Origin of the sequence: Paracoccus wurundjeri (assembly GCF_030678915.1) — a bacterium.
Taxonomy (GTDB): Bacteria; Pseudomonadota; Alphaproteobacteria; order Rhodobacterales; family Rhodobacteraceae; genus Paracoccus; species Paracoccus onubensis_A.
In genome coordinates, this window is record NZ_JAUUTZ010000037.1 from 1 (window position 1) to 24,292 (window position 24,292).

Annotated in this window: 22 protein-coding genes; 19 read left to right on the forward strand and 3 right to left on the reverse strand. The window is 59.0% G+C overall.

Annotated features, from left to right (window positions below):
- Nucleotides 1-165 precede the first annotated feature (165 nt).
- On the reverse strand, nucleotides 166-1,245 hold the full coding sequence (locus Q0601_RS22600) for an alpha/beta fold hydrolase (protein ID WP_305292235.1): 1,080 nt from the start codon (nucleotides 1,243-1,245) through the stop codon (nucleotides 166-168).
- 310 nt (nucleotides 1,246-1,555) lie between these two features.
- Here Q0601_RS22600 and Q0601_RS22605 point away from each other — a divergent pair, with 310 nt between their 5' ends.
- The 19 genes from Q0601_RS22605 to Q0601_RS22695 all read left to right on the forward strand — a co-directional run bounded on the left by Q0601_RS22605 (nucleotide 1,556) and on the right by Q0601_RS22695 (nucleotide 19,608).
- Nucleotides 1,556-2,473, forward strand: a complete 918-nt coding sequence (locus tag Q0601_RS22605; protein ID WP_305292236.1) for a LysR family transcriptional regulator — start codon at nucleotides 1,556-1,558, stop codon at nucleotides 2,471-2,473.
- Nucleotides 2,474-2,690: 217 nt separating this feature from the next.
- Nucleotides 2,691-3,671 carry a TRAP transporter substrate-binding protein gene (locus tag Q0601_RS22610; protein WP_305292237.1) on the forward strand — a complete coding sequence of 327 codons (981 nt, stop codon included), beginning with the start codon at nucleotides 2,691-2,693 and terminating at the stop codon, nucleotides 3,669-3,671.
- A complete protein-coding gene (locus Q0601_RS22615; protein WP_305292238.1) occupies nucleotides 3,668-4,444 on the forward strand; it encodes a maleate cis-trans isomerase family protein in 777 nt (258 codons plus the stop codon). The genes Q0601_RS22610 and Q0601_RS22615 overlap by 4 nt, the downstream gene beginning before the upstream one ends.
- Nucleotides 4,437-4,928 (forward strand): TRAP transporter small permease, encoded by a 492-nt coding sequence (locus Q0601_RS22620; protein ID WP_305292239.1) that lies wholly within the window; start codon nucleotides 4,437-4,439, stop codon nucleotides 4,926-4,928. Before Q0601_RS22615 ends, Q0601_RS22620 begins: the two co-directional genes overlap by 8 nt.
- Entirely contained in the window at nucleotides 4,928-6,208 is a 1,281-nt protein-coding gene (locus Q0601_RS22625; RefSeq protein WP_305292240.1) for a TRAP transporter large permease, read from the forward strand. Before Q0601_RS22620 ends, Q0601_RS22625 begins: the two co-directional genes overlap by 1 nt.
- A 306-nt stretch (nucleotides 6,209-6,514) precedes the next feature.
- Nucleotides 6,515-7,765 (forward strand): flavin-containing monooxygenase, encoded by a 1,251-nt coding sequence (locus Q0601_RS22630; RefSeq protein WP_305292241.1) that lies wholly within the window; start codon nucleotides 6,515-6,517, stop codon nucleotides 7,763-7,765.
- Between the two features lie 181 nt (nucleotides 7,766-7,946).
- Nucleotides 7,947-8,393 (forward strand): type II 3-dehydroquinate dehydratase, encoded by a 447-nt coding sequence (locus Q0601_RS22635; protein ID WP_305292242.1) that lies wholly within the window; start codon nucleotides 7,947-7,949, stop codon nucleotides 8,391-8,393.
- Nucleotides 8,390-9,325, forward strand: a complete 936-nt coding sequence (locus Q0601_RS22640) for a 2-hydroxyacid dehydrogenase (protein ID WP_305292243.1) — start codon at nucleotides 8,390-8,392, stop codon at nucleotides 9,323-9,325. Before Q0601_RS22635 ends, Q0601_RS22640 begins: the two co-directional genes overlap by 4 nt.
- A gap of 309 nt (nucleotides 9,326-9,634) precedes the next feature.
- A complete protein-coding gene (locus Q0601_RS22645) occupies nucleotides 9,635-10,660 on the forward strand; it encodes an ABC transporter substrate-binding protein (protein WP_305292244.1) in 1,026 nt (341 codons plus the stop codon).
- Between the two features lie 58 nt (nucleotides 10,661-10,718).
- Nucleotides 10,719-11,570: an ABC transporter permease gene (locus Q0601_RS22650; protein WP_305292245.1), complete on the forward strand. Its 852-nt coding sequence runs from the start codon at nucleotides 10,719-10,721 to the stop codon at nucleotides 11,568-11,570.
- Nucleotides 11,571-11,572: 2 nt separating this feature from the next.
- Nucleotides 11,573-12,382 carry an ABC transporter permease gene (locus Q0601_RS22655; protein WP_305292246.1) on the forward strand — a complete coding sequence of 270 codons (810 nt, stop codon included), beginning with the start codon at nucleotides 11,573-11,575 and terminating at the stop codon, nucleotides 12,380-12,382.
- The gene (locus Q0601_RS22660; RefSeq protein ID WP_305292247.1) at nucleotides 12,372-13,496 is read left to right on the forward strand and encodes an ABC transporter ATP-binding protein; all 1,125 of its coding nucleotides are present in this window, start codon (nucleotides 12,372-12,374) and stop codon (nucleotides 13,494-13,496) included. Before Q0601_RS22655 ends, Q0601_RS22660 begins: the two co-directional genes overlap by 11 nt.
- Before the next feature lie 70 nt (nucleotides 13,497-13,566).
- Nucleotides 13,567-14,565 (forward strand): NAD(P)H-quinone oxidoreductase, encoded by a 999-nt coding sequence (locus Q0601_RS22665; RefSeq protein ID WP_305292248.1) that lies wholly within the window; start codon nucleotides 13,567-13,569, stop codon nucleotides 14,563-14,565.
- Nucleotides 14,562-15,173, forward strand: coding sequence for a glutathione S-transferase (locus Q0601_RS22670; protein ID WP_119747873.1), 612 nt, complete (start codon nucleotides 14,562-14,564; stop codon nucleotides 15,171-15,173). Before Q0601_RS22665 ends, Q0601_RS22670 begins: the two co-directional genes overlap by 4 nt.
- A gap of 60 nt (nucleotides 15,174-15,233) precedes the next feature.
- A complete protein-coding gene (locus tag Q0601_RS22675) occupies nucleotides 15,234-15,650 on the forward strand; it encodes a RidA family protein (protein WP_305292249.1) in 417 nt (138 codons plus the stop codon).
- Nucleotides 15,651-15,738: 88 nt separating this feature from the next.
- Nucleotides 15,739-16,413, forward strand: coding sequence for a DUF1028 domain-containing protein (locus Q0601_RS22680; RefSeq protein WP_119747877.1), 675 nt, complete (start codon nucleotides 15,739-15,741; stop codon nucleotides 16,411-16,413).
- Between the two features lie 52 nt (nucleotides 16,414-16,465).
- On the forward strand, nucleotides 16,466-17,392 hold the full coding sequence (locus Q0601_RS22685; RefSeq protein WP_305292250.1) for a LysR family transcriptional regulator: 927 nt from the start codon (nucleotides 16,466-16,468) through the stop codon (nucleotides 17,390-17,392).
- Entirely contained in the window at nucleotides 17,389-18,594 is a 1,206-nt protein-coding gene (argE, locus tag Q0601_RS22690) for an acetylornithine deacetylase (protein ID WP_305292251.1), read from the forward strand. Before Q0601_RS22685 ends, argE begins: the two co-directional genes overlap by 4 nt.
- A 276-nt stretch (nucleotides 18,595-18,870) precedes the next feature.
- Complete coding sequence (locus tag Q0601_RS22695; RefSeq protein WP_305292252.1) at nucleotides 18,871-19,608, forward strand: acyltransferase; 738 nt, start codon at nucleotides 18,871-18,873, stop codon at nucleotides 19,606-19,608.
- A gap of 79 nt (nucleotides 19,609-19,687) precedes the next feature.
- Here Q0601_RS22695 and Q0601_RS22700 read toward each other — a convergent pair whose 3' ends face one another.
- Nucleotides 19,688-22,849 carry a polysaccharide pyruvyl transferase family protein gene (locus Q0601_RS22700; protein ID WP_305292253.1) on the reverse strand — a complete coding sequence of 1,054 codons (3,162 nt, stop codon included), beginning with the start codon at nucleotides 22,847-22,849 and terminating at the stop codon, nucleotides 19,688-19,690.
- A 46-nt stretch (nucleotides 22,850-22,895) separates the two neighbouring features.
- On the reverse strand, nucleotides 22,896-24,290 hold the full coding sequence (locus tag Q0601_RS22705; protein ID WP_305292254.1) for a glycosyltransferase 61 family protein: 1,395 nt from the start codon (nucleotides 24,288-24,290) through the stop codon (nucleotides 22,896-22,898).
- Nucleotides 24,291-24,292 lie beyond the last annotated feature (2 nt).

The window sequence follows — 24,292 nt, forward strand, 5'->3', positions numbered from 1 at the left end:
TTATTTGGGGGGGTTTTGGGTGTTTGGGGCGGCGGTTTTAACTGCGCACCGGCGGGACCCGGGCGCCCGGGGTGGGGGGGGGGGGCGGCCCCCGGACCCCCGAGGTATTTACCGCAAAGAAGAAGCAGAGGAAGGGGAAGCGAAACCGGACTGGTGCGGCGGGCTCTAATCTGTCCCCTGAGTCTGCCAGGCACATATTCCCAGGAAGTCACCCTCATCGACCTCCTTGTTAGGGATGAGTCTGCTTTCTCCCTCGCGGCAGGTGACCGTGTAGTCATCATATCCCGCCATATCGGCAAGGATCTGGTCCCAGTGCCGGTATTGTACGGTATGGCCCTCGTCTGGATAAACAACGGCCTTCACGACATTGGAAAATGCGGATTGCCATTGCCGCATTTCCTCGACAGGCACCGCCTCGTCGGCTTCACCATAATAAAGATAGACAGGCGCCTGAATTTTTGTTGTGTCGGCCACCGCATCCTGGCCGCAAACCAGCATGGATTCATGCGTCAGTGCAGCCGGATCGCCCAATTGCCCGCCAACATAGAAAGAGCGCGTTCCGTCGGCATAGGCTCTCGTCTGCCAGCCCGGAACGACCAGCACCGGTGATCCGGGCACGCCCCACCAGTCCTTCGGGTTAAGGGTATAGGCGGCAAGGCTTTCGTTCCAATCTTCCGCACTGCGCGAACAATCCGGCTCTGTCCGGGTCGGAAGGGTCCGGGATACCGCGGCGCCCGCATGAATCGAAATGACCCGGTCAGGCACGGCTGCCGCAAGATGCGCCGCATAGGCCCCGCCGCCTGAAATCGCCATGATCGCAAATTTGTCGATGCCGAGATGATCCAGTACGGCCAGCACCTCGCCCGTGTAATCCGCATAATCAAGGCTTGGGTCGAATTCGGATTCCCCGAAACCGTTCCGCTCGACCGAGATGATCCGAAGTCCGAGTTCCTCCCGCATGGTGCGGGCGAACTCGGTCAGCTGGAATGCCTCGAGACTGGTGCCTTGCCCTCCGATGAACACGACAGGCCGATCCTGCCCGTTTCCCTCATCGATATAGAAAGAGACCCGCCCGTCCTTTGACAAAGAATACACTTCCGCCCCGATATGGTCGAATTCATCCTGAAGTCGGAACGCTTCAGGATCCCCCGGCGGCACATCCGCTGCCACGATGTCATCGGATAGTGCGGGGGTTCCGCCTATGATGCCATAGGCGGCAATCGCGGCGAGATGCAGTCTCTTCATCTGGGCTACCTCCGTAAGGAAATCCGCATAGCCGGCAGCAAGCGTGCCGGCGCGGAAGAATTGCCGAAAATGTGCGGGCCGAATGCAGTTTAAACAGGGTAGCCGGCAGCAGCAGGCAAAAAGCGCAGGAAAATAGACCAAATGCGCAAAGTCATGCTGTTATGGCGTTCGTGGGGTCCTGCAAGGAGATCATGCCCGCCAGTGATAAGGCGACAAGGGGCAAGCGGCTGGAAAATACTTGGTTTGCGACCCCATCTGCTTCATGTTTGCCGCACAAACATCTGCAATTTCCTGCAACGCGGAAGTGATCATGCATCTGCAACTTTCCTTTCGGACACTCCGCTACATCGTGGAAACGGCGGATTGCGAAAGCGTGACCGAAGCTGCACGAAGACTGAACGTCACCCAACCCTCGGTTTCGTCAGCCGTGGCACAGGCTGAAAAGGAACTTGGCGTTCAGATTTTCATACGCCACCATGCGCGCGGAATGACCCTTTCCGTAGCGGGGAAACAACTGGTCGACGAAGCCCGGCTGCTTCTGGCACAGGCAACCGAATTCGCACGCCTGACGCAGTCCCTTGGCGACCCGCTTAGCGGCGAGATCGTCGTCGGCAGCTTTCCGACCCTTGCGATGCGCTACATGCCGCAGATCATCGGCGGGTTCGCCAAGCTGTTTCCCAATATCAGCGTCCGCCTGATCGAAGGCGATCAAAACGAGATCCTGTCGGCACTTGCCAGTGGCCGGATGGAGGTCGCGCTGGCCTATGATTTTGCACTGCCGCCCGAGATTCACGGGCACGAGCTGGCAGCCTTGCCGCCCTTTGCCCTGCTTGCCCCGGATCACCGGCTTGCAGGCGAAAAGGCCGTGCGGCTGGTGGATTTGGCAGACGACCCTTTCATCCTGCTGGATCTGCCCCATTCACGCGATTATTTCAGCAGTCTGTTCGCAGCCTGCGGTTTGCAGCCGAATATCGCTTTCCGCACCCGCTCGCCCGAACTTGTACGGGGGCTGGTCGGCAATGGCAGGGGATTTTCCCTGCATAATGTGCTGCCGCTTGGCCCGGTTGCGTATGATGGCAGCCGCATCGCGATGCTGCCTGTCCATGATGATCTGCCGCCTGCGCGCGCGATGCTATTGCATCTGGCCCGTCAGGATCTGCGGCCGGCGGTCCGGGCGTTTTCGGACCATTTGCGCAACTCATTTGCCGCCGGTGCATTCGCTGCGTAGCCAATGGCTTTTTCCTGCATAGATTCGACCCGCCCCAGCATTGAATAGCGTCAATTTATGCGCCGCATAGGCAACCGTTTTCTCGATGGCCAAACTTCTTAAACTGCTGCGATTAAAGGCAGTTTTTTTGGCATTTGCTGCAATTTTGCAGCCAGTTTTCTGTTGCGGAAAAGGTATCGCGCATCCGATCATCATGAAAACACAACAGGAGGTTCGGATGAACAGACTTGCCAGGAATACGCTGGTTTCGGCAATTGCGATGCTCATGATCGGAACGGGCGCCACGGCTGAAACGAAGATGCGGCTTGCGGTCGAAACCACCAGTGGCGATCCGACGCATGTCATGCTTTCGACCTTCCGCGACGCGCTGGCGGAAAGCGCGGGCGATGAGGTGTCGTTCGTGTTCAACGATGGCGGCTCGCTGGGCGACGAACACGCCCTGAGCGAGTTGATCCGCGCGGGCGCTGTCGATGTCATCCCGATGGGAACAGACGGCGTTGCTGCGCTTGATAATCATTATGCGATTTTCGACACGCCGTTTCTGTTTGCCAGCAAGGAACAGGCGCGCAGCGCGCTGGATGGTGAATTCGGCGAGGCCATGGCGTCATCGCTGCGCGAAAAGGCCAATCTGGAGGTACTCGCCTTTGGCGAGTTGGGCGTACGCGTCATCAGCAATTCCAAGCGCGAGATCAACACTCCCGCCGATTTGTCGGGCCTGAAACTGCGCACCCCCAGCAGCCCCACGCGAATGATGGCGTTCCAGACTTTGGGTGCCGCCCCGACGAATCTGCCTCTGGGCGAGGTCTATATGGGCCTGAAGCAGGGCGTCATCGACGGGCAGGAAAATCCCCTGTCGGTCATCAAGGAATTCTCGTTGCATGAAGCGCAGCCTTATATCTCGCTGACGAACCACATCTACACGCCGATCACGCTGGTCATGAATGGCGCTGCCTATGACGCGCTGGACGATGAGATGAAAGCCAGCGTCAAAAGCGCCGCCGAAGCCGGGGTAGCCGCAACCCGCACCTTGTCGGACGAAAGCGACGCATCGCTGGTCAAGGAATTCCGTGATGCGGGCATAACCGTCACCGAACCCGACATCCCCGCCTTCCAGAAAGCCGCAGAGCCCGTGCGCGCCAAAATCGCCGAGGTCGTCTCGGCCGAATTCATGGACGCGATCGAGGGCATGATCCAATGAACCATATGCAGAAAACCCACCCGCAATTCATGCCCGACGGCTCGGGCGATCTGGCACGGATCGGTCTGATCTACATCGCATCTTCCGTCGTTATGGAAGAAGAGATGTGGGCCATGTCGGCGCGGGGCATTTCCACCCATACCGCGCGCATCCGTCTGCCCAAGGTCACCGTCGAGGGGATCGAAGAGATGATGAACGCGCCCGAACTTGAAACTGCGGCGCGTCATGCCGCAGCGCCGCCCATCGACGTTTTGTGCTTTGGTGGCACAAGCGCGTCGTTCCTGCATGGAACCGCCTATGACAAGGCGTTGATCCAAAAGATCGAAGGCTGGGTTCCGGGGCCTAAGGTCACTACCGCTTCGACCGCAACACTGGCCGCGCTGCGACAGGTCGGTGCCGGCAAGGTGGCGCTGGCGACGCCCTATGTCAGCACGATCCATGAACGCGCCATCCGCTTTCTGTCGGAAAACGGACATGAGGTGGTAAAAAGCGCGCATCTCGACATCACCGACGATCATGCGCTGGCCGAGGTTCCGCTGGAAAAGGTTTATGATCACGTTCTGTCGGTCGATCATCCCGATGCGACGGCGATTTTCGTATCCTGCACGAATTTCCGTACTGTCGGCGCGATTGCGGCGCTGGAAGAACGGCTGGGCAAACCCGTGGTTTCTGCCATTCAGGCGTCGTTCTGGCACTGCCTGGATCTGGCGGGCGTGAAGGGGGCAAAGCCCGGATATGGAAGCCTGTTCAAGGGGTACGAAGAAGATGTCTGACAGTGTTACCGCCGATCGCCCGCGCGGCGCGGTGCGGCGCCATGCCTTGGCAATTGTCGAGACCGCAGCCATTTTTCTGCTGGTCGTCCTCGTGATGCTGGTTCTTTGCAATTCGATCGGGCGATACCTGTTTTCGCGATCACTGCCCTGGACCGAGGAGGTCGTGACAGCCCTGCTGATGTGGCTTGGCGGGCTGGGCATTACAGTGGCCGCGCTGCGCAACGGGCTGATATCCTGCGCGATCTGGACGTCGCGTCTTGGAGTCGCAGCACAGAATCGCCTTCGGATAGCGCAAAACCTGTTCGGCATCGCGACGATGGCCGGGCTTGCATGGTTTGCCTGGCAATATCTGGGAATCTTCGGGGGCGATATCACTCCGCTGATCGGAATGCCCAAGGCCGTGCCGATCAGCGGCATCATCGGCTGCGCGGCGGGGATGTCGCTGGCCTTCGTCATCGACCTGATCGCACCGGAGGATCTGTAATGCTGGGTCTTGCTGCCATAACACTGGGCATCCTGTGCGTTCTGGTACTGCTTGGGTTGCCGGTGGTGATATCGCTGGTCGCGTCGGTCCTGATGTTTCTGGCATTCTCGGGTGGCTGGGCGCTTGCCCTGCCCCAGCAGGTGCTGGCGGGCGTAGGGGATTACCTGCTGATCACGCTGCCCCTGTTCATCCTCGCCGGGGGTATCATGAACACCACCGGCATCGCGGATAAGCTGTTCGATTTCGGCGCGGCTCTTGTGGGATGGATGCGGGGCGGGCTGGCGCATGTCAATGTCGCTTCCAGCGTCATGTTCGGAGGCATGATCGGCACATCGGTCGCCGACCTTGCGGGAACCGGCTCGGTGATGATCCCGAAGATGAAGACCAGCGGCTATCCCGGCCCCTTCGCGGCGGCGGTCACGGCGACTTCTTCCGGGATCGGAGTGCTGATCCCGCCAAGCTCGCCGATGATCCTGTATTCGGTGGTGACCGGCACATCCCTGGGGGCGCTGTTTCTTGCCGGGGTCGTTCCCGGAATCTTGATGGCCGGGGTGATGATGATCACCATTTCGGTCCTTGCCCGCAAAAGTGGCTGGCAACCGATGAATTCGTTCGAATGGTCGCGGGTCACGCATACAGGTATTCATGCGATCCTGCCGCTTGGGATGCCGGTCATTATCCTCAGCGGGCTCATCTTCGGCATCTTCACCGCGACCGAAGCCGGGGCCTTTGCCGTGGCCTATGCCCTGGCGCTTGCGGGGCTGGTTTACCGCACCCTGACACTGACAAAGCTGCGTCAGGCACTGGTGGATTCGGCCATCCTGGCGGGCGAGGTGCTGATGGTCGTGGGCTTCTCTACCGCGCTTGGCTGGGCCTTGTCGCAGGCCGGCGTGCCATCGGCACTTGCCCTTGGGATCGACGGCTTGTTCCCGTTCGAAAGCGTGACGATGCGCATCTTTGTCTTGCTGCTGCTGGCATTGATCGCCGGCATGGTGCTGGATCCCCTGATCCCCATGATCATGCCGGTGCTGCTGCCGGCGCTTTTGGCGATGGATGTGGATCTGGTGCATTTCGGCGTATTGATGGTGATGACCGTTGTGATCGGACAGGTTACGCCGCCGGTCGCCATCGCACTGCTTGTCGCGGCCAAGATCGGCAAGGACGATGTCTGGGCAGTAACCCGCGCGAACATGCCGTTTCTTTACGCGCTAGTCATCGCGCTGGTGATCCTGACATTGTTCCCGGCCTTGTCGACGACCCTGCCCGCATTGATGAACTAGACTGCGGGCAGATGCCGAAACGGTATCCGCGCGGGCCGGAATATCCGCGCGGCGATCCGAAAGACCGGAAGAAATGCATCCGCACCGCAAAGCGGCGGTGTCATGATGCATATTTTCCGACCATCGCAGCTTGAGGCGGGTTTTTCCTGCTTTCTACCACGGAATTTACTTCTTTTCTCTGCGGGGCTCTTCGCGCAGTTCTGAATTGAACAACGGTTCCGCCAGCCATTCTGCGTCCTCGCGGCGCGCGCGATACGGACATTCCAAACCGCTTTGCCAAGATGACCCAAACCCAAGGAAATGAATATGACAGCCGAAAAAACTGACACGCTGGTTGTTGGCGCAGGTCAGGCCGGAATCGCAATGAGCGAACATCTGACCGATATGGGTATCCCTCATCTGGTTCTTGAACGGAACCGCGTCGCCGAGCGCTGGCGGTCCGAACGGTGGGATTCCCTGGTCGCCAACGGTCCCGCATGGCACGACCGCTTTCCCGGTCTTGAATTCGACGACATTCCGCCCGACACCTTCCCCCCGAAAGATCGGATGGTCCGCTATTTCGAAGATTACGCGACGATGATCGACGCCCCCATCCGCACGAATGTCGAGGTCAGGCGCGTGAGACGCTGCGAAGGGCGACCGGGCTTTCTGGTAAACACGTCTCAGGGAGATATCGAGGCACAGCGGGTCGTCGTCGCCACCGGTCCGTTCCAGCTTCCGTCATTCCCGCAGATCGTTCCACAGAATTCCGGCATCACCCAGATCCACTCATCCGCGTACAAAAACCCGGACGAACTGCCCGAGGGGCCGGTGCTGGTCGTCGGCGGAGGCGCATCGGGCTCCCAGATTGCCGAGGAATTGCAGCGCGCTGGCCGCAAGGTCTTTCTGTCCATCGGAGAGCATTATCGCCCTCCGCGCTCTTATCGGCAGCGCGACTATGTCTGGTGGCTTGGCGTTCTGGGCAAATGGGACGAAATCACGATCCAGGCCAAGAAAAAGCATGTCGCCTTTGCCGTCAGCGGTTATGATGGCGGCAAGACCATCGATTTCCGTCGTCTGGGCAATGCCGGCATCACCCTGCTTGGCATGACCACGGGCTATGATGACGGCGTATTGAAAATCGCCGGTGATCTGGTCGAAAACCTTGCCGAAGGGGATCGCGCCTATCTGGATGTGCTGCGCGAGGCCGACGCATATGTCGAACGCAACGGTATCGACCTGCCGCCGGAACCCGAGGCCTGGGTTATCCAGCCCGATCCGCCCAGCGTGAAAAATCCGATTCATGAACTGGATCTGAAGCAAACCGGTATCACGACCATCATCTGGGCAACCGGCTTCAAATTCGATTTCAACTGGCTCGAGGTCGACGCGTTCCATCCCAACGGCATGCCATTCCACAAGCGCGGCATCTCGGCCGAGCAAGGAGTTTACTTCCTCGGCCTGCCGGAATTGACGAACCGGGCGTCATCCTTCATTTACGGATGCTGGTATGATGCCAAATACATCGCGACCCATATCGGGATTCAAAGAAACTACGTTTCCTACAGGAAAGCATAGCCTGCCGTGCCCGGTATTGCGGCAAGCCATCACGCAACGAGGTTTCGTTCACGGCGCAAGGCTTGCCGCCGGCCGGGCGCGCCAATGAACGCATCGCGCAGGAAACGGTGACATTGCGCGTTTGGATCTGTGCAATTGCCCGCTATCCGCGCCGTGCCGCCCAAGCAACAAGGATCACATCATGAAGAACGTCATGTTCCTCAACGGCCCTAATGCCAATCTTTATGGGCTCGACCCCAAGGGCACATACGGGACCGACAGCTTTCCCCAGATCGAGGCCGCCTGCATGGCCCGCGCCGCCGAACTTGGCTTCACGCTGGATTTCCGCCAGTCGAACCACGAAGGCGTGCTGATCGACTGGATTCAAGAGGCGCGGCAAAGCTGTGACGGGCTGCTGATCAACGCCGCCGGTCTGACCTATACGTCAATCGCCATTCTGGACGCGCTGCTGGCATTCGACGGGCCGATCATCGAATGCCACATGAGCAATATCTGGAAACGGGAAGCGTTTCGCAGCCACTCGTTCATCTCGAAGGCGGCAACCGGGGTCATCGCGGGTCTGGGCGTGCGGGGCTATCTGCTGGGCCTGACGGCAATGGGTACGCTGATCGCCGAGCCATCGGCATGACGGATACATTGGTTTTCTATAGCGGCCCGGATCCCTTCGAACCCTGGAGAGATGCGCTTGCCCCACATCTGGGCAGTGATGTGCGGATCGAAAAGGCCGATGCTGTCTCCGATCCCGAAACCGTCCGCTTTGCCCTTGTCTGGATGCCGCCCGAGGGTTTTTTCGCGCGGTTTCCCAACCTTCAGCTGGTGATCAATCTGGGTGCGGGCGTCGATCGGCTGGTCGCGCGGAACGACCTGCCCGACGTGCCCATCACCCGATTGTCGGATCCCGAGATGGGCCGGATGATGGCCGGCTATGTGCTGTTTTCCGTGCTGCGCCACGCCCGTGACATCCCGCATTTCGAGGCGGCGCAGGCCCGGCGTGAATGGGCCTACAAGCATCCCCGCGCGGCTTCCGAAATCACCGTCGCCATCCTTGGTCTGGGCGAACTCGGCGCGCTTGCCGCCACCGAGATCGCCCGTCAGGGATTCGATACCCACGGATGGGCAACCCGCCCCAAGGATTTGCCCGGAATTACCGTGCATTGCGGTGACAATGCGCTGGACGATGTGCTGGCGCAGGCAGATATCGTGGTCTGCATGCTGCCGCTGACGCCGGATACCTGCAAGCGGCTGGATGAAAACTGCTTCAGCATGATGAAACCGGGGGCGGCTTTCGTAAATGTCTCACGCGGGGAGGTCGTCGATCAGGATGCGCTGGTGAATGCGCTGCGCGATGGGCGGCTGTCGGGAGCGACACTCGACGTCTTCGAAACCGAGCCTCTGGCCCCGGATCATCCACTGTGGTCGCTTCCGGGCGTTCTGATCACGCCGCATCTCGCCTCGGTCGCGCTGCCGAACAGTGCAGCGCCCCAGATCGCTGCCAATATCCGGGCTGTCCGGACCGGCCGAGCATTGGCAAACGAGGTTTCGCGATTGCGCGGTTATTAGGCAATGCGCCGTTCGCCCATGCATTCATACAGATCTGCACCGCAGATGCTCGTTGTTTTTATCCTTCATAGTCAATTAGTTAATATGAAAATCCCGTAAAACCTTCGCATTGGGTAGGTATTTACAAATATGATCAAGCGGTTTCGTCCGGGCAATCTTCCAATATGCGAAAACCATACGGGCGGACGAAATTAAGATGACGCGGGCCACGGAATCATGCTGCGACAGCCAGTTCCGGAATGCGGTCCGATCTCGAAGCGGCGCGAACAAACAGAATGCCGCACCACACCAACAGATGGGAACATATTGATGAAACCTCTTCTTATGACTGCCATGGCGCTAAGCCTGCTGGCCCCTGCCGCCTCGGCCGAAACCCTTGTCGTCAGCAGCTGGGGCGGAAGCTTCCGGGACCTGATCGATGAGGCCATCGCCACGAAATTCACCGAGGAAACCGGTGTCGAGGTGGAATTCATCACCGGCGGCACCATCGACCGGCTGAATCAGGCGAATCTCAACCGCGGCGCCCCCGAAAGCGACGTGACCTTCACCACTTCACATATCGGCTGGCTTTATCGCAATCAGGGCCTGTTCGAGGAACTGGACATGTCCAAGATTCCGAACGCCGAGAACCTGGTTGAGCAAGCCAGGATCAGCCCCTCGCATATCGGCGCATGGGCCTATGTCTACACGATCGGCTATTTGCCCGATCTGGTCCCCGAAGGCATAAGCTTCGACAGCTGGAACGACCTGTGGTCACCCGAACTCGAAGGGATGCTTGCCGCGCCGGATTTCGATCCTTCGCATATCATCGCGGTCGCGGCCAAGCTGGAAGGCGTCGATATCGAGAACTGGATGGACGCCTCGGACAAACTTCTTGCACTGAAGCCGAATTTCAACGCCTTTTACACCAATGACGCCAATTCCCAGCAATTGCTGTCTACCGGCGAGACCCCGGTGCAGATCGTGCTGTCGATGAACGCGTATCACATGCAGTCAGAGGGGCTGGATGTGCAGCTTGCGATTCCCGAAGAGGGTGCCGTGCTGGGTGTCGACACCATGGGCATCAATGCGGGTACCGAAAAGCAGGATCTGGCCTATCAGTTCATCAACGCCGCGCTTGATCCCGAAGTGCAGGCAAAGATCGCCGAAATCAAAAAGGGCAGCCCGGTCGTGTCCAATGCCGAACTGCCGCCTGAACTGGCAGAGCTTCCCGGCATCTTCACCACACCCGAGCAATGGGAAAACCAGACCCTCATCATTCCCGATGAGCTGCGCGCCGAGAAAACCGCCGAATGGCGCCAGTGGTTCTCGGAAAACATGATCGCCGACAACTGAGACCATACCGCCCCGGCGGTTGCCCTGCCGGGGCAAAACACAAGAGCATATCTTCCTGATGTCGAAGCGTCCTTTTCTTGGCTGGTTTGCCTCTCCGTCAATCCTGATCGCATTCGGGATCGCGGCCTCTTTCCTTGCCATCGTGCAATTCAGCCTGCGCGCGCATATTCCGGGTGCGCTTGATCCCGGCGGTTTCACGCTGGACAACTTCACGACGCTTTGGAAAACTGTCTACGGCAAGGCCTTCGTGACCACGGTATTGCTGTGCTGGTGGACCGCGCTCTTTACGCTGCTGATCGGCTATCCGCTGGCCTATGCCATGGTCCGCGCCAAATCCGCACGGCTTCGCAGCGCGATCCTGCTGATCTCGCTGACGCCGCTGTTTCTGGGTGAAATCGTCCGCACCTATTCGTGGATGATCGTGCTTGGAAACCGCGGGTTTCTGAATGCGACATTGATGCAGCTTGGCGTGATCGACCGTCCCCTGGACCTTATGTTCACCATGACCGGGGTTGTCATCGCGCTGGTGCATTTCACCCTGCCGATCGTGGTCGTGATGCTGGCCGCCGCACTGTCGCATATCGATCGCAATCTGGAACGGGCCGCGACCTCGCTTGGCGCCGGGCGGATCCGGTGTTTTCTGACCGTGACGCTGCCATTGTCGATCCCCGGTATCGTCACCGCCACCTCGACCGCGTTCGCCTGGACCTTTTCGGCCTTTGCCACGCCCCAGATGATCGGGGGCGGCAAGGTGCAGACGATCTCGACGCTGGTTTATCAGGTCGGCTTCGCCTCGTTCAACTTCCCGCTGGCGGCATCGCTGTCGCTGGTGGGGCTGCTGTTCACCATCGCGGTTCTTGCCCTGTTCAACACGGGCATCCATCGGCTCGAACGGATCGGAGCGCATTGATCATGAGGAAATCCGTCCTGGACCACCTGCTGGATTGGAGCGGCCGGATCGTGCTGATCTCGATCCTCGGTTTCGTTCTGCTGCCATTTGTCGTGGTTGCCATCGCCTCGCTCAATGACGGCGCGATCCTGTCCTTTCCGCCGAAATCCTGGTCGTTGCGCTGGTATGCGAATGCTTTCGAATATCGCGATTTCGGCGCGGGGCTGGTCAACTCGCTCAGGATCGCCGCTGTCGGGGCGACCATCGCGCTAATCGCCGGGGCCGGATTTGCCTATGTGTTCAACCGGTACGATTTCATGTTCAAGGGTCTTTTGAACACGGTGCTGATGTCGCCGCTGATCATCCCCAATTTCACCATCGGCCTTGGCCTGCTGATCCTGTCGACCGCCGCATCACTGCCAAGATCGATCTGGCTGGTGATCGCGGTGCATGTCGTTATCGTGCTGCCTTTCGTCGTGCGGTCGGTCTATGTGTCGCTGAAGAATTTCGAGCGCCGTTACGAACAGGCGGCAGAAAGCCTTGGCGGCACGCCCCTGCATGTGCTGCTGACGATCACGCTGCCCCTGCTGCTTCCGGGCCTGATCTCGGGTGCTTTGTTCGCCGCGATCCTGTCGTTCAACGAATTCACCGCATCACTATACGTCGTCAATCAACGCACCCAGACATTGCCGGTCGCCATGTACAACTATGTTCGCGAATATGCCGATCCCACGCTCGCCGCGCTATCCGTCATCTATGTGGCGCCGGTCGCCGCGATGCTGCTGCTCGTCCACAAATTCTTCCGTCTCGAAAAGGTTCTGAATGTTGACTGAGATCTCCGCAATAGCGCCGCAGGACACAGGGGAAGACACCGCCGTCCAGATCGACGGCGTCAGCAAGTCCTTCTCTGGAACCGTCGCGCTCGAGCCGATCCGGCTTAAGGTTCGCCGAGGTGAATTTCTGACTCTGCTCGGGCCGTCGGGCTGCGGCAAGACCACCTTGCTCAATCTGATCGCGGGCTTTCTCGAGGCGGATGAGGGTGAGTTATTCATCGATCATGATCTGGTCACTCAGGTGCCGCCGCACCAGCGCAAGATCGGCATCGTGTTCCAGAATTACGCGTTGTTCCCGCATATGAGCGTGGCGCAGAACGTCGCCTATGGGCTGCGAACGCGGCGAGTGCCCAAGGCCGAAACCGCCGAACGGGTCCGCGAGGCGCTTGCATTGGTGAAGCTTGAGGATTTCGCCGATCGCCGGCCGCGCCAGTTGTCCGGCGGCCAGCAACAGCGGGTCGCGCTGGCGCGTGCATTGGTGATCCGGCCCCGCGTGCTACTGTTGGACGAACCGTTCTCGGCGCTGGACCGCAATCTGCGATCCGCGATGCAGGTCGAACTCAGGGAAATCCAGTCGCGGCTTGGTCTAACGACGGTCTTCGTGACGCATGACCAAAGCGAGGCGCTCAGCATGTCCGACCGCATTGCGGTGATGTCGCGCGGTCGCATTCGTCAGATCGGCACCCCGTCCCAGATCTATGACCGCCCGGAAAATCATTTCGTTTCGACCTTCGTGGGCGATGCGAACCTGTTCGCCGCGACATTGCTGGAAAAAACGGATGCAACCGCCAGCCTTGATATAGGCACGACCCGTCTGTCGCTGGCCACCTTTCAGGAAGAACTGCCGGAACCTGGCCCGGTGACGCTGTTCGTGCGCCCCGAACAATGCAGCCTGACCGATCCCGACCAGCCGGGGGCCATCGCGGCTACAGTCGCGCTTTCGGTCTATCAGGGCAGTTATGCCGAACTGCATCTTGACTGTTCCGTCGCAGAAAATGGGCGTGTGATGCTGCGTGTCCCCGCAAGCGAGGCGATGGAACCGGGGACCGATGTTGGCATCGCCCTGCCGGAACGCGGCCCCGCGATCTATACGACCACAGAAAGAGAGACCTGATGTCTTGCGCTTCACCCGTCCTTCCGTCCCATTCCCGAATGTCCGCCAACGCGCGGGGCGGGTGCCGCTCATGAGCCAGATGATGAAGGCCGTGACCGCAGAAGCCACCGGCGGCCCCGAGGTTCTGAAGCCGATCGAACGCCCGGTACCCACCCCCGGCCCCGGCGAGGTGCTGATCCGCATTGCCGCCGCCGGAGTGAACCGCCCGGATATCATGCAACGCTCGGGCGCCCTGCCCGCGCCTCCGGACGTGTCGGACATCCTGGGGCTGGAGGCCGCGGGCGAGATCGTAGCACTGGGCGAAGGCGTCGATGCGGGTCTGACGGGCACTCAGGTCATGGCGCTTTTGAAAGCGGGCGGCTATGCGGAATATGCCGTCGCCCGGGCCGATCACTGCCTGGCCATTCCCGATGGCATCAGCCTGCAAGAAGCGGCCACCCTGCCCGAAGGGCTGTTCACGATCTGGCACAATCTTTTCGACCGCGGCAGGCTTCAGCCCGGCGACCGGCTTTTGATTCAGGGCGGTTCCAGCGGTATCGGCACGTTAGCCCTGCAACTGGCACTTGCATGGGGCGCAGAGGTCATCGTCACGGCCGGAGGGCCGGATAAATGCGCCCGGCTTGAAGCGATGGGCGTTCACACGATCGACTATCGCACCGCCGATCTTGTTGCCGAGGTTCTGCGGCTGACCGGTGATCGCGGCGTCGATGTGGTGCTTGATATTCTTGGCGGCGAGATGGTCAGCAAGCATCTTGCCTGCATGGCGCCGGGCGGCCGGCATATCGGCCTGTCATTCATGTCGGGCATGATCGCGCCGGTCGATCTGGGATTGCTCATGCGCAAGGGGCTGTGGCTCAGCTCATCGACCCTGCGCCCCAAAAGCGACGATGAAAAAGCCGGGATCGCCAAAGACATTCGCGCGCATCTGCTACCCCTCATCGGCCCCGGCAAGGTGCGGCCTGTCATGGCGCAGGCTTTCCCGCTGACCCGCGCCGCAGATGCTCATGCCCTGCTGGAAAGCGGAGGAAATATCGGGAAAATCGTCCTGACCACGGAGGAGACAGAATGAAACTATCGCTATATTGGGGCTCTGCCTCGCCTTTCGTTCGCAAGGTGATGGTCGTTGCTCATGAGCTGGGCATCGAGGACCGGATCGAGCGACGCGACAGCGCAGCCCATCCCGTGGATCGAGACACGCGCATTCAAGAGTTCAATCCCCTGGCCAAGGTGCCCGCCGCATGTACCGAGGATGGCACCGTGCTGTATGACAGCCGGGTCATTTGCGAATATCTCGACGCGACGGCGGGGGGCGGACTGTTTCCCGCCGCAGGTCCGGCGCGCTGGACGGCGCTGCGGCGGCAGGCGCTGGCGGATGGGCTGCTGGATGCGGCGCTGCTGATCCGTTACGAAACCACGATCCGTCCCCAACCGCAGCAATGGCCGCTATGGATCGAAAAGCAGCGCCAAAAGGTCGATGACGCGCTTGATGCCATGACCGCCGATCTGCCGGAAGACGGCTGTCACGATATCGGTGCCATCGCCTGTGCCTGCGCGCTTGGCTGGCTGGATTTCCGGTTCCCGGATTACGGCTGGCGCGAAACCCGGCCCGCGCTGGACGCATGGCACAGCGCTTTCGAAACCCGCCCCGCGATGACCGCGACACGGCCAAGCGCCTGAAGACCAGCGGTCATCCCATCTTCCCTGACATCCCGCCCAACGTAACGAAAGACAACGCACATGGCGCATATTCGTCACCGCAAGTTCAATACCAAGGACACCTACCCCGAACAGAATCTTGACAATGATCTGGCGCAGGCCGTCGTCACCAAGGGCGGCACCATGATCTTTCTGCGCGGCCAATGCCCGCAGGATCTGGACACCGCCGTGAACATCGCAAGCTCGGATCCTGCCGAGCAGACCCACTTGGTCATGCGCAATATCCGCCAGTTGGTCGAGGAATGCGGCGGCAAGATGGAACATATCACCAAGCTGGTGGTGTATCTGACCGATGTGCGCCACCGCGAGGCGGTTTACCGCACCATGGGCGAATATATCAAAGGCGTCTTCCCGGTCTGCACCGGCTTGACCGTGGTGGCTTTGGCACGGCCCGAATGGCTGGTCGAGATCGACGCCACCGCCGTCATCCCCGACTGATCCGAAACCGGCGCGCCGGTACCGGCGCTCTGACTGCTTTACATGCACACCAGTTGAAAAAAGGGCGCGATCGCCCCGGGAGTTTTACATGACCTTTTCGATTATCGGGCACTGCACAGACACAGGAATGTTCGGCGTGGCGATCTCGTCCTCGTCGCCTGCGGTCGCTGCGCGCTGTTCCTTCGCCCGCGCGGGTGTCGGCGCGGTCGCCACGCAGAATGTCACCGACCCGCGGCTTGGTCCGCATGCGCTGGACCTGATGGAACGAGGGGCCAGCGCCGCCGAGGCACTGGCGATCCTTGAACGCAGCGGGGCGCATATGGCATTCAGGCAGGTGCTTGCGGTCGGTCGCTCGGGTGAAAGCGCGATCTATTCCGGCACACAGGTTCTGGGCATGTGGTCCGAGGCCGAGGGCCGCGATACCGCGGCCGCAGGCAACCTGCTGGCCGATGCCGGCATCCCCGAAGTGATGGTGCAGCATTTCGTGAACACCAAAGGCCATCTTGGCGAACGGCTTGTGGGCGCATTGCGGGCCGGGCTGGATGCGGGCGGCGAATCCGGTCCGGTGCATTCCGCGGGCCTGCTGCTGGTCGACAAGCAAAGCTGGCCATTGGCCGAGCTGCGCATCGACTGGACCGAGGATTGCCCGATCACGGCATTGGAACAGGCCTGGGCGGTCTATCAGCCGCAGATGGACGATTATGTCACCCGTGCGCTCGATCCGCGCAATGCACCTTCATATGGCGTTCCCGGGGACGAATAGATAATCTTGGCGGGCTTTCGGTATCGGGATAAAGGAGGATAGAGGTCACGCCATGCCCCTCAGATTCACGCTGCGACAACTGGAATATTTCATCGCCGTGGGCGAGGCGGGCAGCATCGCGCTGGCAGCGGAAAAGGTGAATGTCACCGCACCCTCGATGTCCTCGGCCATTGCACAGCTTGAGGCAGGGTTCGGCGTCCAGCTTTTCACCCGGCGCCATGCGCAGGGCTCGGTGCTGACCCCGACGGGTGAGCGTTTTATCGAACAGGCCCGCGTCGTGCTGGATAGCGCGGCCAAGCTTAACGATCTGGCAAATATTTATACAGGCAGTGTGCGCGGGTCCCTGCGGGTGGGTTGTTTGCGGACCTTCGTCCAGTTGATGGTGCCGCAGTTGCGCCGCAGTTTCGAGACCAGATACGCCAATGTCGATTTCAGTCAGGTCGAACTGGATCAGGCGCAAATCTTCGACGCGCTGGGTGCATCCCGGATCGACGTGGCACTGACATATGATCTGTCGCTGTCCAGCGATATCGACTTCCAGCCGCTACGAACCTTGCCGCCCTATGTCATGGTCGATGTCGACCATCCACTGGCCGGGCGCAGCGAGGTGACCGCCGCCGATCTTGTCGATCATGACATGGTGCTTCTGGATATGCCGCATAGTTCGGATTATTTCCTGTCAATGTTCCGCGCCCTCGGGCAGCGCCCGCGCATCACGGAACGCACATCCGAGATTTCGATCCAGCGCAGTCTTGTCGCCAACGGTTTCGGCTTCGGCATCTCGAACATGCGCACCGTTTCCGAAGCGTCGATGGACGGCAAGCTGCTCAAGTTCATCCCGCTGCACACGCCGGTTCCGCCCCTTCAGCTTGGCATCGCCATGTCCCGGGCGGCCCATGTCTCACGCACGATTCAGGCCTTCATCGATCACTGTCACGAGGCCGCCGATGCCGATAATCTGCCCGGTCTCGCGCCATGACGAATGATGCTTTAGAAACCCCCGCCATCTCGGACATTCTTGCCCGGCTCATTGCTTTTCCCACGCTGTCACGGCAATCGAACCTCGCGCTTCTGGATTATGTCGAAGCACTGCTGCGGCCCGCCGGTATACGGTTCGAACGGTTTGCCAGCGACGACGGCACACGCGCCAATCTTTGGGCCAGCCTTGGCCCAGAAGGTCCCGGGGGCGTGGTGCTGTCGGGCCATTGCGACGTCGTTCCCGTCGAGGATCAGGAATGGAGCCGCGATCCCTTTACGCTGCACCATGAAGACGGCAGGTTCTACGGGCGCGGCACCGCCGACATGAAGGGTTTTCTGGCCGTCGCAATTCATGCCATGCTAAGCGCGGCCAATCGGCCCCTGCGCCTGCCGCTGCATCTGGCGATTTCCTATGACGAAGAGATCGGCTGCCTTGGCGTGCGCGGGATGCTTGACATGCGCCGCACACATCCTGCGCGGCCCGCGCTTTGCCTGATCGGAGAGCCGACCGGCATGCGCATTGCAACCGGGCATAAGGGAAAACGCGGCCTGCGCGCCTGCTGTTTCGGGCATGAGGGGCATTCGGCCCTCGCCCCCGATGCCCTGAACGCGCTGCATCTTGGCGCGGATTTCATTACCCGGCTGCGGACCCGCCAGACACAGCTTGAAGCCTCAGGCGCCCGCGACGAAGCCTATGACATTCCCTATTCGACGATCCATGTTGGCACCATGCATGGCGGCACCGCACTGAACATCGTGCCCGGTCGCTGTGATCTGGAATTCGAGTTGCGCAACATCGCAGCCGACGACCCGGATGCGATCATCGCCGATATCGTCGAGGACGCCGAGGCCACCGCCGCCCCCCATCGCAACCGCTTTCCGGATGCGCGGATCGAGGTAGAGGAAGTCTCGGGCTATCCCGGCCTTGACGTCCCCGCAGACAGCCCGTCCGTGGCCCTGCTGCAATTGCTGCTTGGTCGGAAAGATCCGCCGATCAAGGTCGCTTTCGGCACGGAAGGGGGACTTTTCCACGAGACGCTTGGCCTGCCGACGCTGATATGCGGCCCCGGGCACATGGCGCAGGGGCATAAACCCGACGAATTCGTCAGCGAGACGCAGCTTGCCGAATGCGCAGAGCTCATCGCAGCCATCATAGGCGTTCTTGAAGATGGTAACGAACCGGCCCTGACCAAACCGGCCTGATCGCGTCATCGATCCGCATCGGAAAGCTGACAGAGTCCTTTGCCGTGCAAAGCGGGCATGAAACTTTGCCGGTATGAGCCGCTCTTGATACGCGAATACCCGTCCAACGCATTGTATCGGCGTTTCGCGGGCGACGGCGCTGCCTGCACATGCCCGAAAATTGCACGAGGATCATGCAGCCGATAAAGTTTCAAAGCAGGCGAACATGATTGCCCTTGCAGCTTCGGTGCCGGTTAGACAACCGTAAGCGCATGCCGCCCTGTTACGGAAACCGGAATGAGTCTGGACAACCCCGCCTCTGCAAAAAGACCATCTCCCTTCAAACGTATGATCCTGCCGGAATACCGGGATGTCCCTCTTGCCGGTGCCACTCTCTTTGATCTGGTGAAATTCTGCGGAAGCGACAGGCGCATTGACTATACGACGGCCAATGGCAATCGGATTACATGCGCGGACATTGCACATATAGCTTCGATGAAGCGCACCCGGATTTATTTCAGCGGCAAGAATAACAGCATTCACCTGGACAGGCTTTCTGGTATTTCCCGACTTGATATCGCCTGCGTCGGCACGTCTACCGTAAGGATAGGCAGAACCGATATCGTGCGCGGGGCCACAGTCATGGCGGCACATCGGGCCGATATCGCCATCGGTTCCGGATGCATGCTCTCTCGTGACATCATGCTTTACGCGTCAGGCGCCCACGGGCTTTACAATTCATCCGACGGTGAACGGCGAGGTTCCGCGAATATTCAGATCGGTGACAAGGTGTGGGTCGGACAGGGCTCACGCATTCTGGCTGGCGCGCAGGTTGGCCCCGGATCGGTCATCGGCTCCTATAGCGTATTGCCCGGAAAAATTCCGAACAACTGTGCGGCAGCCGGAAACCCCTGCCGCGTCACGACGCGAGACGTTTTCTGGACCAAGGAAGCAATCTCGGGAAACTATTTCCTGCATCTTGAGCAGTCCGGAAATCCAATTCCTGCAATTGCCCGACTGACCGAGGTCAGCTAACGCATCGGATGCCGGCTCCGGGCGACAGGACCGGCATATTTCACAAGCCAATCCGGTGCATCTGGCAGGTCTGCCCCGCTTATGCATTCTCTGCTGTACGTATAGCTGATCCGGGCTTCTGCATCTCTGGCAATAGCGGTTCCAGGTCGGTCAGGCTTAGTTCTTGCGTGAATAGCTTTCGTTTAATCCAGCGCAGCAAGGGTTGAATCTCTGCCACTTCATTTTTCTTGTGCCCGTTTGCTTGCATCGGGATCAAAGCTGATAGCAGGGTATTATAAACCGCATCAGGCTGTTTTTTCCGGGCAGCCGTGACGGCCTGCAACAAACTGCGTGACGCGCGCATGCGCCGGTTGAACCTGTGCAGATCATCGCATTCTTGCCAGAAGCGAAGGCTGTTCGACCTGACCCGTTCGCGCAGAACCTGTACCAGCATATCCGCCGCCGAGACTTCCTTTTCAATTCTTGTCCGGCATTCGGGTATCGTCAGGCCGGAAAAGTTGCGGCTCATCCAGAGGCGGAATTTCAATGCATTCAGCTTATGATTGACCCCGCCGCTTTGCGAACGAACGACCAACGTGATCGGCGCCTCTTTCATTGTCAGATCGCCAGCGGCAATGCCCTCGCGGATAATTCGCTCGGCCAAGGGGCTGCGCGTGACGACGACGCTGTTACCCATGCCGTCGCGATTATATTCCGGGATCCATGCGTCCCCCAGTGAAATATCCGCCAATTCAGTCAGGACATCGGTGCAAAAATCACAGGCCTTGTTCTTGAACAGGCCCGAACCCCACATGTCGCCAAGCCGCCGCATCCGCACCTTGTGAGAGGTTGATTTGGCGTCCCTCGCACTGAAAAAATAATCGTTCGCCTCTCCCTCCGGATTCTTGACCCGGTATTGCGGCTGTCTGTAGTCGCCCTTTATGCCGGCGCTTCCCGCCAGAAAATCGGTATAATACCTGCTTTTCAATCCACCGCAGATGATCCCCACCAGGAAGGGAATTTTTTCGCGCAACTCGGGATGATAATGCTGTTTCAGCCGGATCGCCTTGATGAAGCAGGCAACCCCGGAAACACCGACCCGCCCCTTGCTCTGCTCTATGATCGAAAACAGTTCGGCCATCGTCACCGGGAAATAACGTGTCTTCGAGATGGACTTGATGTCATTCTCGTCGCGCAGGATTTGGTAACGGTAGCCATGTTCGGCATCACCGCCGACGACGAACAGGTAGTCGAGTTCCTTTCGGCGAAGCAACTGATCGAACACATATGTCGCAAGCCCGCCGGAAGAGGAGGTCGGACGGAACTCGTTGCTATAGCCAATATAACTGTTCTCAAAATACCCGCCCTGAGGATGCGAATTCGCCGCGCCGGCGTGAAATATCCGGCCCAGGGCATCCTCGTCCCTGACCACCGCTTCGGGGGCAGGATTGAAGGGGCAAACTCTGACAGTTTTGGCGGGAATGCTTTTATCTGTCGCTCTGGGTGCCAGGAACCCATCCTTGTTCCAGGCCATGGCCAGACCGCCCTGCGACTCTGAAACGCAAACGCCACAGCCGGTGCAGAGAACATTCAATGGATTGCTACTGTTGCCGGAAGGGGTTCGAGTGGATTTTGCAGCAATCTTTTTGCCTGCGGATTCCATCGGCCCGGTTGCGGCCGGGGCAGGATCCGTCCGCGGCTTTCTTCCCGATTTCGGCGGCTCTGGTTTGTCATCGGGGGAGAGGCCAAGAGCATCGCGCAAGAACGCGATCGAATTCTGCCGAAGGCGATCAAGCCGAAGATTGACCGCGATCCAGTCGATGGGTTGCAGCAATCGTCCCATATCCGCCTGGCTGGCATCCGCAACCAGCCGATCCTCAAGCCCGAACATCTTCAGGATCGAGGTGAACCGCGCGATGCCTCTTTGTGGATTGGCGAAGGCGATAAACGGTTTGTTAAAGAGGATCGAGAAGGCGACACCATGGAAGGAATCCGTGAAGATGAAATCGGCCTGATAAAAAGCAGACAGCCATCCCTCAACCGACTTGTCTCGCGCCGCACTGTCCGAGATCGCGGACTGACCGCTGGCGGAAAAGATCTTCATGGAGAGCCGACCCGAGATTGATCTCATCAGGTGCAGCTTTTCGGGATTTGGGTCCAGAATATAGCTGGTGATCCGCCGGCCCGGCATCGTGGTGATGCGATCCGAGAATAGCTTCCGATACCGTTCCGGTGTCAGCAAAAGCGTGGGGTCCAGCACATGCTTGGCCTTAACGCCCAAATGTTCCCGGCATAAATCGACGGCAGCATCTTCCCTGACCGAGACGGCATCGAACTGTTTGATAAGATGCGCCGCCCTCTGCGCCTGCTCGTCGCTGTATTCCCAGCTGCTGGCGCCAAAAGAGGCAGCGTAGCTGATCCGCCGGATGCCGTTTTTTTCATCTGCCAGATATTCGTGGAAATAATCCAGCAGCAGCCCGCGCGCATATTTCGGCCGCCAGACCTGATCGCTTCCCGCGACCACCGCGTCAAAATCGTAATCGGCAATATGTTTCCTGAGTTGCGCAGATGTACGGAAAGTACGTGTGATCGGGAGGATGTTCTTTTCGATGAATGAGCGGTTTTCGCAAACAGATTCGATATTGATCTTATTCGTGATCGGCGAAGCGTCTTCTTGCATATTACCGGAAGTCCCCGCTTCTCCGCGACCCGTCCCGGCATACCGCCTGTTGATCAATACCGGATCGCAACCAAGATCGCGCAGAGTCTGCATCAGGGCATAAGCCTGCAGGTTACCGCCGTAATTTTTGCTTAGCGGAAGCGTAAGGACACCGACTTTTTTGACATTCGCATGTTCACGGGGCCGTGCAGATGTATCTTGAGCGGATCGTTCAGCTTCACCCGCGCGATAAATGTCAATTCGGGAAATCAGATCAGATATTTTTGCCACCGTCGTGGCAATCGCATCGTCAGGCGCAACATCAAGGACAAGCGCATTTTTCTTTTTTCCATCTTCGGTAACTGAAAATGCCGGTTGTTGCTTGCCCCTTTGCACCACCTCAACCGAAAATTTGCCATCATGTGACTGCATGAAGTTAAAGCCAAAATGGATCTGCTTATACACGAAATCCACGACAAGACATTGCTTCTGAAACACCCAAACCCGTCTGACGAATTGGCTTAGGGCGTTACTGTCCAAAGCTTTGGCAACAGAGATGTTCAGTTGCTTCGCCATGGCAGGTGTCATTTCGGCGTAGCCCATCCCGGTTTCCTTATGACTTGGTTATGCGATTATCGGATTGTCGCAGTCAGATCGCCTTGACCTGTCTCTGCCTGCCCCGCGAGGGCGCATGATCCGCACGGGTCACGGCTTCTTTTGCGATAGCTATTACACGATCAATCGCATTCCGGCCAAATTTGACTCCGCGATGCCCCGCCGACATCTTAGGCACCTTGGCAAGATCATCGACCCCCGGAATATCCGCGAATACGGTGTCATAGCGGCAACGTGATACATGCGCACATTTCAGAAAATCACCCCAGCGGTGCAATTGCGTCTGCCGGGTGCCGATTTCGACAACCGTCGCGCCCGGCTTTGCATAGATCATGTTCGTCAATCCCGCCCCATGCGGAGCGATAACGACATCGGCGCCGTTCATCGCCGAAATCTGTTCAAGCGGGGAAAGCAATTCGAACGCAATTTGTTCAAAACCAAGGGCGCCAAGCTCCTCAAGCAAAGGTTCATGACCCTCAATTCCGCGCGCACGCGCCTCTCCACCTTCATCTCTTCCCATCCAGATAAGCTTCGGCATAGGAGCAGTCTTGGCAGTCTGGATTTGCGCCAGCCCTGCCTCGCGCAGCAATCGCAAACTCATGTCATAAGAGAGCATTTCCATTTTCTTGTACCGGCCGGGATTGCGAATAATATCCGACCAGCGCGGGTCAAGGTCGGGATCGCTCAGCACTTTTTCTACTGACATGTCATCGGCACAATAAAGTAGATGCCGATGGCTATAAACCGAACGAACTCTGTCGTAATGTTTTGGCCTGTGTTCAAAGCGAACACGGTCCGCAAGACCGGGAAACACCGAGTCGATAAACCGTTTCACAAAATCCTTTATCTCACTTTTCTGCGGCAGATGGAGCGTGATCGGGACGGTTGTGCCATCCGAGACATAATGCGCCAGCGAACCAAGTGTCTCGGTAGAAAAATGGTAATAGTTGAAACCGTTCTTCAGTTCGATGGCTATATCTAGCTTCCCGGTAATCCCGTCGTCACAAGTTGAAATCCGCGCGGGGCCGTTGGCATGGCATCGTTCAAGAGCCCGATGATATCGTTTAAGCCGCCACGGCTCGGGATTCTTGGCCTCGAATTTGGTACGCACGCGGCGGCCCGACGCGCCATTCAGCCAGAAGCGATCCGATATCTGTGCAAGACCATTGGCGAAGCGGGCATCTTCAAGCACAACAGTCGACGTGCGTATTTCCATTGCGCCATCCGGAAGGCCGCGCGATTCCAGATTTATTTTCCTTTTCTGCTTGGCGCGCATTGCCGGATTATCGCTTTCAGCAAACATACGGATTTTCGCCGCTTCAGCAGGACGGATGATCCAGTCGGGATGTTGGCCTATATAGGAAAGCCCATCATGAATGGTAGGCAAATGAAGGACATCTACAGGAGGGCGTCGAAGATTAATGGCCATAA

Bases quoted from the DNA above. Each gene is read 5' to 3' on its own strand.
- Q0601_RS22610 (WP_305292237.1), top strand. From the start codon at position 2,691: ATGAACAGACTTGCCAGGAATACGCTGGTTTCGGCAATTGCGATGCTC.
- Q0601_RS22635 (WP_305292242.1), top strand. From the start codon at position 7,947: ATGAAGAACGTCATGTTCCTCAACGGCCCTAATGCCAATCTTTATGGG.
- Q0601_RS22660 (WP_305292247.1), top strand. From the start codon at position 12,372: ATGTTGACTGAGATCTCCGCAATAGCGCCGCAGGACACAGGGGAAGAC.
- Q0601_RS22700 (WP_305292253.1), bottom strand. From the start codon at position 22,849: ATGGGCTACGCCGAAATGACACCTGCCATGGCGAAGCAACTGAACATC.
- Q0601_RS22670 (WP_119747873.1), top strand. From the start codon at position 14,562: ATGAAACTATCGCTATATTGGGGCTCTGCCTCGCCTTTCGTTCGCAAG.
- Q0601_RS22665 (WP_305292248.1), top strand. From the start codon at position 13,567: ATGAGCCAGATGATGAAGGCCGTGACCGCAGAAGCCACCGGCGGCCCC.
- argE (WP_305292251.1), top strand. From the start codon at position 17,389: ATGACGAATGATGCTTTAGAAACCCCCGCCATCTCGGACATTCTTGCC.
- Q0601_RS22685 (WP_305292250.1), top strand. From the start codon at position 16,466: ATGCCCCTCAGATTCACGCTGCGACAACTGGAATATTTCATCGCCGTG.
- Q0601_RS22675 (WP_305292249.1), top strand. From the start codon at position 15,234: ATGGCGCATATTCGTCACCGCAAGTTCAATACCAAGGACACCTACCCC.
- Q0601_RS22630 (WP_305292241.1), top strand. From the start codon at position 6,515: ATGACAGCCGAAAAAACTGACACGCTGGTTGTTGGCGCAGGTCAGGCC.
- Q0601_RS22695 (WP_305292252.1), top strand. From the start codon at position 18,871: ATGAGTCTGGACAACCCCGCCTCTGCAAAAAGACCATCTCCCTTCAAA.
- Q0601_RS22705 (WP_305292254.1), bottom strand. From the start codon at position 24,290: ATGGCCATTAATCTTCGACGCCCTCCTGTAGATGTCCTTCATTTGCCT.
- Q0601_RS22640 (WP_305292243.1), top strand. From the start codon at position 8,390: ATGACGGATACATTGGTTTTCTATAGCGGCCCGGATCCCTTCGAACCC.
- Q0601_RS22620 (WP_305292239.1), top strand. From the start codon at position 4,437: ATGTCTGACAGTGTTACCGCCGATCGCCCGCGCGGCGCGGTGCGGCGC.
- Q0601_RS22655 (WP_305292246.1), top strand. From the start codon at position 11,573: ATGAGGAAATCCGTCCTGGACCACCTGCTGGATTGGAGCGGCCGGATC.
- Q0601_RS22645 (WP_305292244.1), top strand. From the start codon at position 9,635: ATGAAACCTCTTCTTATGACTGCCATGGCGCTAAGCCTGCTGGCCCCT.
- Q0601_RS22650 (WP_305292245.1), top strand. From the start codon at position 10,719: ATGTCGAAGCGTCCTTTTCTTGGCTGGTTTGCCTCTCCGTCAATCCTG.
- Q0601_RS22680 (WP_119747877.1), top strand. From the start codon at position 15,739: ATGACCTTTTCGATTATCGGGCACTGCACAGACACAGGAATGTTCGGC.
- Q0601_RS22615 (WP_305292238.1), top strand. From the start codon at position 3,668: ATGAACCATATGCAGAAAACCCACCCGCAATTCATGCCCGACGGCTCG.
- Q0601_RS22605 (WP_305292236.1), top strand. From the start codon at position 1,556: ATGCATCTGCAACTTTCCTTTCGGACACTCCGCTACATCGTGGAAACG.
- Q0601_RS22600 (WP_305292235.1), bottom strand. From the start codon at position 1,245: ATGAAGAGACTGCATCTCGCCGCGATTGCCGCCTATGGCATCATAGGC.
- Q0601_RS22625 (WP_305292240.1), top strand. From the start codon at position 4,928: ATGCTGGGTCTTGCTGCCATAACACTGGGCATCCTGTGCGTTCTGGTA.